General features: G+C 56.7%; 12 protein-coding genes and 1 pseudogene. 9 read left to right on the top strand and 4 right to left on the bottom strand.

The window, feature by feature from the left end; translation table 11 throughout:
* Positions 1–227 precede the first annotated feature (227 nt).
* The 6 genes and pseudogenes from C3Y91_RS14225 to C3Y91_RS14200 all read left to right on the top strand — a co-directional run.
* On the top strand, positions 228–1,274 hold the full coding sequence (locus C3Y91_RS14225) for an NAD-dependent epimerase/dehydratase family protein (protein WP_168575481.1): 1,047 nt from the start codon (positions 228–230) through the stop codon (positions 1,272–1,274).
* The gene (galE, locus tag C3Y91_RS14220) at positions 1,274–2,260 is read left to right on the top strand and encodes a UDP-glucose 4-epimerase GalE (protein ID WP_168575480.1); all 987 of its coding nucleotides are present in this window, start codon (positions 1,274–1,276) and stop codon (positions 2,258–2,260) included. Before C3Y91_RS14225 ends, galE begins: the two co-directional genes overlap by 1 nt.
* The gene (locus C3Y91_RS14215) at positions 2,257–4,167 is read left to right on the top strand and encodes a glycosyltransferase family 2 protein (protein WP_168575479.1); all 1,911 of its coding nucleotides are present in this window, start codon (positions 2,257–2,259) and stop codon (positions 4,165–4,167) included. Before galE ends, C3Y91_RS14215 begins: the two co-directional genes overlap by 4 nt.
* Positions 4,160–5,125, top strand: coding sequence for a glycoside hydrolase family 26 protein (locus C3Y91_RS14210; protein ID WP_425523611.1), 966 nt, complete (start codon positions 4,160–4,162; stop codon positions 5,123–5,125). The genes C3Y91_RS14215 and C3Y91_RS14210 overlap by 8 nt, the downstream gene beginning before the upstream one ends.
* A gap of 18 nt (positions 5,126–5,143) precedes the next feature.
* Positions 5,144–5,653, top strand: a complete 510-nt coding sequence (locus tag C3Y91_RS14205; RefSeq protein ID WP_168575478.1) for a DUF995 domain-containing protein — start codon at positions 5,144–5,146, stop codon at positions 5,651–5,653.
* A 122-nt stretch (positions 5,654–5,775) separates the two neighbouring features.
* Positions 5,776–5,981, top strand: a pseudogene (locus C3Y91_RS14200) (hypothetical protein); the annotation flags it as partial.
* A gap of 541 nt (positions 5,982–6,522) precedes the next feature.
* Here the strand turns inward: C3Y91_RS14200 and C3Y91_RS14195 are convergent.
* From C3Y91_RS14195 to C3Y91_RS14180, 4 genes are all read right to left on the bottom strand, one after another.
* Entirely contained in the window at positions 6,523–6,780 is a 258-nt protein-coding gene (locus C3Y91_RS14195) for a hypothetical protein (RefSeq protein WP_168575477.1), read from the bottom strand.
* Positions 6,781–7,278: 498 nt separating this feature from the next.
* Positions 7,279–8,181 (bottom strand): trypsin-like serine peptidase, encoded by a 903-nt coding sequence (locus C3Y91_RS14190; protein ID WP_246780196.1) that lies wholly within the window; start codon positions 8,179–8,181, stop codon positions 7,279–7,281.
* 182 nt (positions 8,182–8,363) lie between these two features.
* A complete protein-coding gene (locus C3Y91_RS14185) occupies positions 8,364–9,260 on the bottom strand; it encodes a DUF8812 domain-containing protein (RefSeq protein ID WP_168575475.1) in 897 nt (298 codons plus the stop codon).
* Positions 9,261–9,709: 449 nt separating this feature from the next.
* Complete coding sequence (locus tag C3Y91_RS14180; protein WP_168575474.1) at positions 9,710–10,261, bottom strand: recombinase family protein; 552 nt, start codon at positions 10,259–10,261, stop codon at positions 9,710–9,712.
* Positions 10,262–10,640: 379 nt separating this feature from the next.
* Here C3Y91_RS14180 and C3Y91_RS14175 point away from each other — a divergent pair, with 379 nt between their 5' ends.
* From C3Y91_RS14175 to C3Y91_RS14165, 3 genes are read left to right on the top strand one after another with little or no spacing between them, the layout of a single operon-like run.
* Positions 10,641–11,705 carry a hypothetical protein gene (locus tag C3Y91_RS14175; RefSeq protein WP_168575473.1) on the top strand — a complete coding sequence of 355 codons (1,065 nt, stop codon included), beginning with the start codon at positions 10,641–10,643 and terminating at the stop codon, positions 11,703–11,705.
* An 11-nt stretch (positions 11,706–11,716) separates the two neighbouring features.
* Positions 11,717–12,976: a phage tail tip lysozyme gene (locus tag C3Y91_RS14170; protein ID WP_168575472.1), complete on the top strand. Its 1,260-nt coding sequence runs from the start codon at positions 11,717–11,719 to the stop codon at positions 12,974–12,976.
* A 29-nt stretch (positions 12,977–13,005) separates the two neighbouring features.
* Positions 13,006–13,563 (top strand): hypothetical protein, encoded by a 558-nt coding sequence (locus C3Y91_RS14165; protein ID WP_168575471.1) that lies wholly within the window; start codon positions 13,006–13,008, stop codon positions 13,561–13,563.

Below are 13,563 nucleotides of genomic sequence, written 5' to 3'. Positions count from 1 at the left end.
TTGTTTATCATATTCCTTTTCGCTCCGAAATGTACGGAGTGATAATTTCCAGGACGTGCGGATAACGACAATTGCCTCCCTTAGCTGTATCTAAATAAACATCGGTTCTTTCCAAAAGAAAAACCGGACGAATAAAATATTCGCATGATCGAACGACTTATGTTCGCGGTATGACGAAGTAAAGATCGAAGATCCCATAGCAAAATCTGAAAACACGGGAGGTAGTCGTGAACTATCTTGGTAAGATTCGTGCGCGCTCTGAGCAAATTTCGGCTCGTGATGCAAATTATCCATCCGGAATATCTCGTGCTCCCAAGAGAGTTCTTGTCACCGGCGGTGCAGGTTTCCTCGGATCACATCTGTGCGAGACGCTTTTGGCCGCCGGACACCAGGTGATCTGCCTCGACAACTTTTCCACCGGCATGCGGCGCAATATCGCCCATCTGGAGCGAGTCGATCGCTTCAATGTCGTCGCCCACGATATCGTCCACCCGATCGATCTGGAAGTCGACGAGATCTATAACCTTGCCTGTCCGGCATCGCCCCCGCATTATCAGGCCGATCCGGTCCATACGACAAAGACCTGCGTGCTGGGCTCCCTCAACCTTCTGGAGCTGGCCGCGCGCACCGGCGCACGCATACTTCAGGCATCCACCTCCGAAGTCTACGGCGACCCGAACGTCCACCCGCAAGTCGAAAGCTACTGGGGCAACGTCAATTCGTTCGGGCCGCGCTCCTGCTATGACGAGGGCAAGCGGTGCGCCGAGACGCTGTTCTTCGACTTCCACAACACGCACGGCGTCGAGATCAAGATCATCCGCATCTTCAACACCTACGGCCCGCGGATGCGTCCGGACGACGGCCGCGTCGTCTCGAATTTCATCGTTCAGGCCCTGACGGGGCAAGACATCACGATATATGGCGACGGTTCCCAGACCCGCTCGTTCTGTTTCGTCGATGATCTCATCGGCGGCATGGTCCGCATGATGGCCTCACCGTCGTCGCTGACGGGGCCTGTCAATCTCGGCAATCCGGGAGAATTCACGATCCGGGAGCTGGCCGAGCAGGTGATCGGATTGACCGGCTCCCGGTCGCAAATCATCCATCGCGCTCTGCCGGTTGACGATCCCCGTCAGCGTCGCCCCGATATTTCGCTTGCCATGCAGGAACTCGACTGGCGGCCGAAGATCGACTTGTCGGGCGGCCTGCGTCAGACGATCGACTATTTCGATGGCCTTCTTACCCGTCCGGCACGCGAACTGGAGGCGGTCTGATGGATGCGCCCCGGGTCCTTGTCACGGGCGGCGCCGGCTATATCGGCAGCCACACCGCCAAGCTCCTCCGCTCGGAGGGGATTGAGCCTGTCGTCTACGACAATCTCACGACCGGAAACCGTTCTTCCGTGCGCTGGGGCCCTTTCGTCGAAGGTGACGTCCTCGACACGCCATGCCTGATCGAGGCCATCGAGAAATATGCTCCCGATGCCGTCATCCACTTTGCCGCCTCGGCCTACGTGGGCGAGTCCGTGCAAAACCCAGCGAAATATTACAACAACAATGTCTGCGGTGCGTTGTCGCTTATCGATGCCTGCCGGCAGACGGGGCTTCAGAACGTCATCTTCTCATCGAGTTGTGCCGTCTACGGCGTCCCCTCCGTGCTGCCGATCGATGAGACGTTACCGAAGGCTCCGATCAATCCCTACGGCAAGACCAAGCTGATCTTCGAGCATATGCTCGCCGATTATGCGGCGGCCTACGGCCTGCGGTATGTTGCCCTGCGTTACTTCAATGCCTGTGGAGCCGATCCGGACGGCGAGCTTGGCGAATGGCACGTTCCGGAAACCCATCTCATTCCGCGGGCGCTGCTGGCCGCGGCCGGCCGGATTCCGCACCTGGAGATATTCGGCGATGATTACGACACCCCCGACGGGACCTGCATAAGGGACTATATTCACGTCGCAGATCTCGCTCGCGCCCATGTTCAGGCCTTCACCCATCTCGCCAAAGGCGGAGCAAACCTTGCTGTCAACCTCGGCACCGGGCGGGGTTTTTCCATCAGGGAAGTCCTGCGCGTGATCCAGGAAACGACCGGGTGCGAAGTCCCGGTCGTCATCCATCCACGCCGGCCGGGCGATCCGCCCAGCCTCTACGCCGACGCCAGCCTGGCCCGCGAGACGCTCTGCTTCCAGCCTCGATATTCCGACCTCGAAACCATCGTGCGGACGGCGGCTCCGTTCTTCGGACTGGAGGCGCGCGCGTGACCCAACTTGCGATTACCCAAGCGACGCATGCTCCCGAACCCTCCCACGAGCCGCTTCTTGTCCCGGTTCTGACAGGACATCGGCGGGCCGAATATCTGTTCCTGGCGGCCGTATGGGCCTGCGCCTTCGCCTATTTCTGGATCTGGTGGCTGGAGCCGCGCCATCACGTCGATGCTTTCGGCACAATTACGGTGAGCCTCGTTCTCGCCTGGGTTACCGCTCTGCCGGCCTATTTCATCGTCGTCTTCTATCGGGCGGCAAGACCGAACGGTCCCTTGCGCCTGCCGGCGGGCAGTCGAGTGGCCATGGTCGTGACCAAGGCGCCGGCGGAACCCTTCTCGGTCGTCACTGAAACCCTGCTGGCAATGCTTGCCCAGGAGGTGGAACACGACACCTGGCTTGCCGACGAAGACCCTTCACCCGAGACTCTTGACTGGTGCTCCGGGCACGGGGTCTTCGTCTCGACCCGCAAGGGGCGATCCGATTATCATCGGACGTCGTGGCCCCGACGCACGCGGTGCAAGGAAGGCAACCTCGCCTTCTTCTACGATCACTACGGCTACAACAGCTACGATTTCGTGGCGCAACTCGATGCGGATCATGTTCCCGCGCCCGACTATCTCTTCCACATGCTGCGTCCGTTCGCCGATCCAAAGGTCGGCTATGTCTCGGCCCCCAGCATTTGCGACAAGAACGCTTCCGAAAGCTGGTCTGCACGTGGAAGGCTCTATGCCGAGGCCAGCATGCATGGCTCGCTCCAAGCCGGTTACAATGGCGGCGGCCTGGCGCCGCTGTGCATAGGGTCGCATTACGCGGTACGTACCGTCGCCCTCAAACAGATCGGCGGCCTCGGTCCGGAGTTGGCTGAAGACCATTCGACGACATTGATGATGAATGCCGGCGGCTGGCGGGGTGTGCATGCGCTGGATGCCATCGCCCATGGTGACGGCCCCAGAACCTTCAGCGATCTCGTGACGCAGGAATTCCAGTGGTCGCGCAGCCTGGTCATGCTCCTGTTGCGGTACTCGCCGAGCCTCGTCGGCCGGCTGCCGGCCCGGCTCAAGTTCCAGTTCCTCTTTTCGCAACTCTGGTATCCGCTTTTTGCGTTCTTTATGTTGCTCATGTTTGCGATGCCGATCATCGCGCTCGTGCGCGGCCAGAACTTCGTGACGGTGACCTATCCCGATTTCCTGGCGCATTTCGCACCGCTTTCCATCGCTCTCGTGGTGATGGCTTATCGCTGGCGCGCCAGCAGCTCGTTCCGCCCCTACGACGCCAAGATCCTGAGCTGGGAATGCATGCTCTTTCTCTTCGCGCGCTGGCCCTGGGCGCTCGCCGGCACGCTGGCTGCGGTGCACGATTTTGTGACAGGCTCCTTCGTCGATTTCCGCGTCACGCCGAAAGGGCGGTCCGAAGTCGATCTGCTGCCGGTGCGTGTCCTGGCGCCCTACGCTTTGCTGGCGCTCATGGCGGTATTGCCCGCCCTGGCAATCGGCGATGCCGGCGCCTCCAAAGGGGGGTACTTCTTTACCGTCCTGAACGCGGCAATCTACTGCGCGCTGCTGCTGGTCATCGTCGGGCGCCATTCGAAGGAAAATACGGTTGCGGCGGCCCCGCGTTTCTACCGTCCGGCGATGGCGGCCGTGCTTCTTGCGCTCGTCGCGCTGCCGGGGGCTGCAACCATCATGCGCGGAAAGGATGCGACCGAGGCACTCGCCTGGGGCAGCGGCCGCCTTCAGCTGTTCGAAGAGCGCTATGCCGTCTCCGGTGCAGGCCGGGGCGGGACCGCCCTGCGCACGATCTTCTTCAAACCACGATGGATTTCCGATCCGGAGGAGATCCAACTGAGAACGGATGCCGCTCACCCGGATTTGCGGCCAAGCGTGGAGGAACTACACAATGCATAGCCCATCCAAAATAGCCCTGTTGTCGTTAACCGGCCTGTTGCTGTCGGGAGTCGCGGTCCTGCCGACCGCTCTGGGCAGCTTTGCCGAAGGGCAGCCGCTTGCAATGACGACATCGTCCATCGCGCCGCCGACCAAAATGCCGGTCGTCACGAAGGAGTCGATCACGTTCGGCGCCTATGATCCGCACGGAGATTTAGGCGCCTCGCCCAATTCGAAGATCGAACACCTCTTCCTGCCCTGGGAAGATGTCGATCTGGGCACGCTCGCCCTCGCCGACAATTATGCGCAAGCGCGTGGCCGCACCCTGCTGATCTCGGTCGAGCCCTGGACCTGGTCATCCGATTTTCGCCAAACCTCGCAGGAACTGCTGCACAGCATCCTGGACGGTTCGCGCGATGCGAACATGGCCGCCGTCTGCTCGACTGCTGCCAAGCTGAAAAGTCCGGTGATCATTCGCTGGGGACAGGAAATGGACGAAACCGACAGCCAGTTCTCCTGGTCGCATTGGCAGGGCGCCGATTATGCCAAGGCCTATCGCCGGATGGTGGAGGTCTGCAAGGTCCACCTGAGGACGGCCAAATACATGTGGTCACCGAAGGGCAATGAGGGGCTTCAAGCCTTTTATCCCGGCAACGATGTCGTCGATCTCATCGGGCTCTCGGTCTTTGGCCTGGAACAATACGACAGGGACAAGACTGGCCGTGACCAGACGTTTGCCGAGCACCTTGCGCCCGGATACGCCCGTGTCGCTGGTTACGGCAAGCCCATCATGGTTGCCGAACTCGGCTACGAAGGCGACGATTCCTTCGTGCGAAACTGGGCTGAGAGCGTAACGAAACGCTATCCCCAGTTCCCGGCCCTGAGCGCCGTTATCTACTTCAACGACCGTGAAGTCTATCCGTGGCCGGACGGCTATGGCCGCCCCGACTGGCGGCTCGTCCACGAAAGCATCAATTGAACAAGAAGGAACCTGAACATGTCCATGCTTCAAAAAATGCTCCTGGCCGTGGCCCTGACCAGCGGTATCGTCACGGCCGCGTCCGCTGCCGGAACCAATGAGCCTGCGGGGATCGAGACCGCAAAGCCGATGAGCAGCGCGGAAATCTATCGGCTCTACAACCAGAATTCCTGGATGTGGAAAGCCGGCGCCGGCTACTTCTCCACAAAGGCGCGTCGCTTTACCGCCTGGTCGCGGGAAAATGGCTCGCCGTCCTTCGGCATGGGCCGCTGGTTCATCACGGAGTCGGGTAAACTCTGCTTCAACGCCGACTGGCACGCCAAGACCGGAACGGCGACGGCAATCACCTGCTTCAGCCACCGCAAGAAGGGCGGCCTGATCTATCAGAAACGCGAACCGGACGGTCAATGGTACGTTTTCAAGAGGGCACCGGCACAAGCCACCGACGAATTCGCAAAGCTTCGCCGCGGCGACTACGTGAGGTCTCAATTGGGGAGAATTGAGACGACCGTCAGTAAGACCAGATAAAGGCGAAGCTAGGGGTTGCGCGCGGCCGAGGCGCCATCTGTCTCCTTGTAGGAGCCGATGCCTGCGCGCAACCCTTTTCATAAAAGATCACGAAGCGCCTTCAAAAGGCGGCGAACAGACGGCCGGGGCTCGAACCCATCCCCGGCAGCATCACCTATAGTGGCCAGCCGTGCAGCAAGCTAACCAAATCCCCCCCGGCTCCGCCTTCCCGCATGATTTCATCGACCAATACGGCCAGCAGGTCGAGGAAACCTCCATCATGCAGCGCGACAGGAGCCTGATCATCGCGCATCGGCAATATAAGCCGATCCGGTTCTTCGGGGATTAGATTTTGGAGATGGGCGTGTGAAGAAAAGCCGTTTGTGACATCGGGTATACCCCCATGTAACCAGCGACTTGTTACTCGCTGTCCTGTAACTTCTGGGTTGACATCGCCTATTTGTGACACGGTAGCCTCGGGCCTAAAGCTTAAGGTTACAATATGCCACATACGGAATGTGTGCGTCTGGTCGTCGAGCGGCCATGGTCACTGAGACGCGAATTCGCAACGACCTGATCGTCAGCGACAGTCATCGGAATGGCTATCATCGAGTTTCAGAGCATATTTGCTTCGGAAGACCGACGGCCTAGCGGATCGTACCATCGCATTCGACGCTTCTCCGTCGTCCCTTCACACCCTCATTCAAATTCAGGCCGTATCGATCCCGCCCGGCCAGGTGACCCATTGGGTCCCGGCAAGCCTTTTTCTCCAGGGGGGCCATCTGGGCCAGCCGGACCGCCTGGACATGCGGCAGAACCACGTCCTCCGTCCCCCCCTTTTCCTCCGGGTCCGCCAGGCCCGCCCTGGCCTCCCTTGCCGCTCTGTCCACCTAGCGCCGTAAACTGAATCGCCAGTCGAGACTTCGCAATTTCGCCGCGCAATACCAGATATCCGCCGTCGCCGCCGTCGCCACCCGCTCCGCCCGGTTGACCTGGTCCACCTCTTCCTCCCGGCCCACCTGCTCCCCCAGGACGCCGGCATTTGAAAAAAGCCTCTTCTGCGAAGGACCTTGCGTCCTCCCCCCGCGCTCCGACAGTGCCTGGAGAACCAGGAGCGCCATCACCACCAGGTTCCCCAGGCTCCCCATTCACGTTCACATGAAGTGACGAACCGAGTTCGACCCGCCCCACATTGAGCAGAAGTGTCCCGCCGGGGCGCCCCGAAAGACCGCTGGCGCCGACTTCGGCCTGTATAACGACTGGATCTTCGAAAGCAACGATTTGCCCGTCACTAGATTCGAGGACCGCAGTGTTAATAACGAGATCGTAGCCATTAGTAACGATCTTACTGCCGTTCAACATCCTTATGCGCGTCGCTGAAATTGTCTTCTCACCATAACTATCTTCCAATCCCTCTATTATCTCAAGTGTTGCACCATCCAGTATAAGTTCCGGCAAATGCTTGACGTATTCGTTAATCCTTTCGGGGCTAATGGTCCGAAGCTTCCTCGCACCCTGCCGCATCATCATTGGCAACTGGTCTAAAGTAATGACTTTCCCAGGACCGTATCGGATCGGTAGCTGCTGAGACGCTGCGGGAACATGCGCGGCCGCCATCACAAGGGATGCTATCAACACACGAAAGCTCATTTCTTCGGCCCACTCGTCTGAGAAACTGTTCCAATAATCTCGAATTCGTGATCGCCGGCAGCTGATCTAACCTGCAAATCACCGCCAGGAATTGGCCACCTCAATACAACATCACGATTAGGATCCCAAAACGTCCACATTCTTTCGGGACTCTTCTGTTCAACCAAGGCGCTTGCCATATCGTCACGTTTGAAGACCCAACCTTTTCCTTGTTTTATAAGTCGACCTCCAGTCGAAACACGGTATTCATATTCCACAACCGGAGCCGTTGAGACTGCGCCTTGCACTACTTTTGCCTCCTGGAACGCTGCTCGTAAGATTTCACTCTTGGACAAGAGCTCCTGGATTGTGACCCCACGATTGGAAGAATTTGGATCGCCCGCACGGCCACCCTCTAAGTGCAGCCCGATTAGGTTGAAACTTCCATCAAATACAGGGGCACCGGAACTGCCGGGATCGGTATCGCAGGTATGGAAAAATGAGTTCCCGTTGATTGCCGGATTAGACGAATGGCAGTCCATGCGCGTTATGACCAAAGTACCCGGACCTGGGTAATGGAGGACGAACAAATCTTTGTCGTCGCTCAGCGGGTTTTCCGATGACTTCAGCAAGGGTGCTGCGAACTCCGTGATTTGCTCCTCAGATGCTATCACAACGAAGTCATCGATATCGCTTTGATCGGCAAAATCGTGCTTCAACTTGTAGGTCTTGACGCTGTTTTCCGTGCGCCCCATAGAGACATAGGAGTTCAGATAAGCTACCATCCCTCCTGAGGGGCTCAAAAAACAGTGACGAGCTGTGAGGATATATCGCTGAGAAATAGCCAGAGCCGAGCAAACATTAGATGTGGTCGTTCCGCCGGAAGGATCCGGGACTTCCAGAATCACTTGCCCTACCATTTTGGCCAATTTAAAATAGTCTGATTGCGGCGAAACGCTTTCCCGCCGGGACAGGGGAGGCGGACCCTCCGTTCCGCGTGACACGCCTGGATCCTGAGCAGCCAACAGCATCGTGAGAGCAACGCATCTAAGATGTGAGTGCATTGTCAGCACCCCAACTTTGTTACGTGGGCGCCCATTTTCTAAAGCCCCTGCTCGAATAATGCCGCCTCTGCCTCACGTCTTCTTTTCAATCCTCTAACGTCGGGCCAAAGCCGCCTCATGCTCCGGATCTCGTTCGGGATATCTTCGAGTTTTCTCTCCACCATGAGCTGCCTGATATTTCGCATCTCTTGGTAACGCCCAGAGGGGTCACTCGTCTTTGGCACATCGAACGACGGTCCACGATTGTAAACAAGAGAGACTAAAGCACCGCGGCAATCCTCCGATAGGGCTGAAAAGTTGGGTAAGCTTGTCTGAGTTAATGTCACATAGCGTTGAATTTCGACATTGAATTGCTCGGTTGCCACAGCCCACGTTATTTCAACATCAGACAATTTTGGAACAAGATCTTTGGCAGCATCCCCGGTCACGCCGCAGGCAATCTTTAAAATGGACAGATACTCTGCATGACCGTTTAAAATCCTCTCCCAACTCTCCGTCAGTTCGTCGGTACTCACATAACCGAGGTCGTAACCAATGCCGATAGTTGCACCGGAGCGACCTCCGGGCCATATTGGTCTCCTATAATTGGCTGAGTAGATTGCCTCGCTTGACACTTCGAAAGCTATGATTAGATCCCGGGCAGTCTTTGAAATTTTTAGCTTAGACGGTTTAATACGGCTTGGAGCGCGTTCTAGGCTTAACAGAGGGAAATTTTCCTCGAACTCGCGAAAGCCGAAGTTGGCGGCAGACAATTCGCCTGAATTGCTGAAATCTTTTAGAGCCGATTGAATAACGTCCGCTGGGCTTTCGGCGATCGCACGGAACCTTGCCAGCGGCATCAGAGAAACCGTGCTACCCGCCAGTAGAGAGACGAACAAACGACGGCTAATAACTCCCGGCAGAGGAACCAATGCTGCAAGCTCGACAACAGTCATTGCGCGCTCCCCTATGTTTAAAGAAAGAATACTTCCCAGCGTATTCCAATGCAACTGTTTCTTGCAAGGTGCCCTGGGTTGAGCGTAGCCGTAAGGCCCTGCGACCGTCTCCGTGAGTAAGGTAACCGCATCTCGGATGGCCGAGCCGATCTCCTCAGAAGGGCGAGTGATAGCGCAACCAAAAGCAAACCGCGCTCAACACCTAGGGGCGATCTATGGGCCAAAATCCGGCCGCGGCGGCAAAGCGCTGTTGTCGGTCCCCTGCCAATTTGAGGGCGGCGTAGACGGCGACTGAGCGGGGCTTATGCGGGCAAACCGCAAAGTCCTGTCTATCGCTTCGACTACCCAGATCGGCTTGTGGGGTGCATGAGATTCGGCAGTCCGCGGGTTACCTAGGCGGTTGCGCGCGACATCGTTACGCACTTTGGTCTGTGCCCTGTCAGATGTCGTCACTCAGGATGTGCACGCAAAATGCGATACACTTGCATTCGCGAACACCCCACGGCGGCTGCTATGGCAGAAGGCCCCACACCCTCATGGTGTAGTTGCCTAATTTGGGAGGCGTCAAAGCGCGCCTTGCCGCCTTTGTATACGCCCTCATTTTTCGCTCGCGCAATACCTTCACGCTGCCGTTCTTTCAAAAATCGGCGCTCCATCTGAGCGACCATGCCGAGAACCGTGAGGATGACGCAACCCATTTCCCCTCGCGTTGAAACGTGAGGGTCGAGGACCGTCACGAACGCACCACGTTGCTGGCATTCGTGGACGATGTTGAGCACATCCCGGGTGTCCCGTCCGAGCCTATCAAGGCGGGTCACCACCAGTTCATCACCCACCCGGAGAAATTCAATAACCGTTGAAAGTTCGGAGCGACCTTCACGGCTGTCCCCGGACACCTTCTCCGAGCGGACTATGTCGCAGCATTCTTGTCGAAGACGTTCGACTTGAACATGTAGATCCTGATCAATCGTGCTGACTCGGGCGTAACCGATGCGGGCCATATTGTAACCTTAAGGTTTAGGCCCGAGGCTACCGTGTCACAAATAGGCGATGTCAACCCAGAAGTTACAGGACAGCGAGTAACAAGTCGCTGGTTACATGGGGGTATACCGCGATGTGACGCGATGCACCTGTGCGATCCGCTGCGACGACCGCCTCTATTGCACACGAAGCAAAAGGCCCGCGCAAAACAGAGCGAGACCGCGCGAAATGGGGACATGTGGCTTTTTATGTAGAAATACCACAACGAATTCAACAATGTGATAAGCTGATAACAACTTAAAAGGTTATTACGTGAAAAATGTGCTTGAATAATAGATGTTTATGAGTTTCTATTGCGGATAGGGAAATATGAAATAATACAACCGGCCGGAGGAAGCAGTGCGAGTTCTCGCCACGGGTATTTGTGCACTTTTTTCCGTTTTGATTTGTTCGTGCTCGTCAGTTCCTGCGAGTATAAATCACAATTTTACCGCATCCACCGTCGCCGGATACGCATCCAACAACAGAGTAATATTAGACGCATTGTCAGCTGATGCCGGATACGCAAAGGATTCGGTGAGTTTTTACAATATTGCTGAATCCGGCTTCAATTTTGTAGACGACCAATGCAATCGGTATTTTCAAGATCTCCATGAACTTGAACACAAACGCTCAGCCACGAAACGGGCTTTCGGCGCATTCGGCCAGACCACCAACGCGATCCTAGCAATAACTGGCGCAAGCGCGATCTCCATTGCGGTTACGGCGCAGGCGTTCGGATTGGCCCAAAGTGTAACCGATGCCTACGCTGGCACGTTCTTGTTCTCTTTGCCGCCCAGCAAAACCGGGCAATTCGTCTCCAAAATAATGAGTGCCTATCGGAATTCGGTAGCGCAGCACAGCGACAGGGTCGATAGCGGACCCGCAGTTTACCGAGAAATCCAAGGCTATCTAAGACTTTGCACTCCAGTCACCATCGAGGCGATGCTGACGGAGCACGTCGCCGACGTGACAGCTGAGGGGATATTTGGCCCGGGAAGTACAGACGTAGTGCTCGGAAGCCGCACGAGTGCCCAACAGAAGGCAGTACAGGACGCAGTAGCACCAATAGCTAGTCCGCAGACAAAGCTCCCGAAGCGTACGGGACAAACACAAGACACGCCCGGCGCAATAAACAGATACGAAGCAAATGTTAGTCCGTCTTTACTGAAGAATATACAGGCCATGGTTTGTGTTGAGCCATCGGGAAGGTGGACCCCCCACACAAGGGAAGCGATATCGAAGTTGCTTGATGCAATGAAGCTTCCCAGGCCGACCGTCGTGTCGAGTGGAGTTACCGCGAACGAGGTGACGATACTGCAACGAGGATTGGTTCCGAAGCCGCTGAAGTGCGGCAAGGGCAAGAATAACAGCTTCAATATTGAGTATGAGAACGTCGAAGACTTAGCCGCCCACCTAAGCTAGGAGATATTGCAATGGCAGTCGTGACAAGCACGCGAACCCTCAGGCGCGATCCAGCAGGTGAGAGTAGTGGCAACGACGCGCCCGCCGGAGCCAGGGTCGAAATACTAGAAGATACGGGCAATGGTTGGATAAAGATACGAATACCGGGCGCGCCGGGCGCACCCGAGGGTTGGGTGAGCGCTCTCGCCGTCGATCGGGAACGCGACTCACTTGGCGCGATAGACAAACTTGTGTTTGCGACGACATGCTCGTGGGATTCGCTCTTGGTGGAAACAAGCGCGCACTACCTGTTAGCCGTAGCTCAATTGAGATCAAACATCATTGATGGCCCACAAGAAGGGGACGGTGATTGGGGCCCATTTGCACTGAATGAAAAAGAGTGGAGTAAATTCTCCCAAAAGCCGGAACTTGAACTCTCATTTCAGGAAAGCGACCGCAAGGACTGGCTCGCACAATGTATGGTTTTTGCCGTAATGTCGAATGCAATGCAGAAGCGGGTTGCAATCAAGCTGTCGGATGAACCTACTGTCGCAGAGCTGTACCTCGCACAGATGGTCGGCGCGTCGGCCGCTCACGCTATAAAGACGTCCCCTGGAAAAGCGATTGCGGAAGTTCTCGCTGCTATTCCCGAAGAGGAGTTTGCCGTTGATGGCATCACGCGGGACCGAGCGCGCGACCGAAAGTATCTCACGGCAGGCTCGGGTTCGGACTTAGTGAAGCTTCTTGAAAAGGACTTGCAAAAGGCTCTGGACGACACCCGGCAGTTTGCGACTCAAGTGAGTGCTCAGCTGCTCGCTTCGGATGAGACCCGGCTTGAGGCTGATGGTCTGCCGAGTCTGGACATCAATTTCAACGCTGCCGTCATTCCCTCGAAAAGGAAAGGAAACGCAATACTCATCGCTACACGCTTTAAAGACGCGGGATACGGTTCGATCCAGCAGATCGCGGCAATCGCAAACGCGATCGCCGAGTCCGGCCTGGATGAAACCGCGGATGGCGACAATCACCACAGCCACGGCTTGTTTCAACTGAACCAAAAGGGCGGTGTTGGGGCGGACTTCAGCACGAAGGAGCTCGAAGACCCGGAGAGGAACATTGTGATCATGCTCGAGCATATGGCGAAACAGGAGAAGGCAGCGGACAAGGCGTTCCGCGCTACGACAGCCATCTTGGCGGCGGTCACAATATTCGTCCGCAACTTTGAGCGACCAAAGGACCAGCTTGGCGAAATCGCCAAGCGAGTCGGAATCGCCCAAAAGTTGGTTGTGTGAGAGGCTGAGCGCCAAGCGGAGATGCCGCGATGAAGCGAATATTCCTTCAATGGTCAATGGCTGCAACTGCTGCGATCGTGCTCTGTTTGGCCAATTCCGCGCCGGCGTTCTCCGCAAAATGTCAACCCAATTCCGTGCAAGGTGTTGCCAGCACCGGAAATCTAGTCGTCAGTGAGATTGCCCTCACAAAGCAATTCGACGCATGCCCGTCATCGGCGGCCCAACAAACGATTGAAGTGGCAGCTCAGCAGCAGATTTTCGTATGGCTGCGACTTGAAGGCGACGAACGATTTGCCAAGTCCGCGCGTGCCTCGGATGAATTCAGCATCCGTTTACACAGGGTCGGAACACTAAGGGAGCATTGGACAGATCTTGAACTCAACAACACCAAGCTCACCATCCCAGCCGTTAGGGAAGAAGCTGCACTCCCAGGCAACAGCGGCTTTTTCGATTGGCGGATCTACGCTGATATCAAAGCGTATCTGGTTCCGGGCACCTATCAGATGTTCGTATCGTACGGCCGCAATCGTGTGTGCCCGGCGAAGGGCCGGTGCGAGATTGTCTTTGCCGTAAAGAGGGGAGAATAG

Source organism: Rhizobium ruizarguesonis, assembly GCF_012349115.1.
GTDB classification, from domain to species: domain Bacteria; phylum Pseudomonadota; class Alphaproteobacteria; order Rhizobiales; family Rhizobiaceae; genus Rhizobium; species Rhizobium ruizarguesonis.
This window is presented reverse-complemented; position numbering and strand designations above follow the sequence as displayed.

Coding starts and splice junctions, on each gene's coding strand:
- galE (WP_168575480.1), top strand. CDS start 1,274: ATGGATGCGCCCCGGGTCCTTGTCACGGGCGGCGCCGGCTATATCGGC.
- C3Y91_RS14210 (WP_425523611.1), top strand. CDS start 4,160: ATGCATAGCCCATCCAAAATAGCCCTGTTGTCGTTAACCGGCCTGTTG.
- C3Y91_RS14205 (WP_168575478.1), top strand. CDS start 5,144: ATGTCCATGCTTCAAAAAATGCTCCTGGCCGTGGCCCTGACCAGCGGT.
- C3Y91_RS14195 (WP_168575477.1), bottom strand. CDS start 6,780: ATGGGGAGCCTGGGGAACCTGGTGGTGATGGCGCTCCTGGTTCTCCAG.
- C3Y91_RS14190 (WP_246780196.1), bottom strand. CDS start 8,181: ATGGTAGGGCAAGTGATTCTGGAAGTCCCGGATCCTTCCGGCGGAACG.
- C3Y91_RS14185 (WP_168575475.1), bottom strand. CDS start 9,260: ATGACTGTTGTCGAGCTTGCAGCATTGGTTCCTCTGCCGGGAGTTATT.
- C3Y91_RS14180 (WP_168575474.1), bottom strand. CDS start 10,261: ATGGCCCGCATCGGTTACGCCCGAGTCAGCACGATTGATCAGGATCTA.
- C3Y91_RS14170 (WP_168575472.1), top strand. CDS start 11,717: ATGGCAGTCGTGACAAGCACGCGAACCCTCAGGCGCGATCCAGCAGGT.
- C3Y91_RS14165 (WP_168575471.1), top strand. CDS start 13,006: ATGAAGCGAATATTCCTTCAATGGTCAATGGCTGCAACTGCTGCGATC.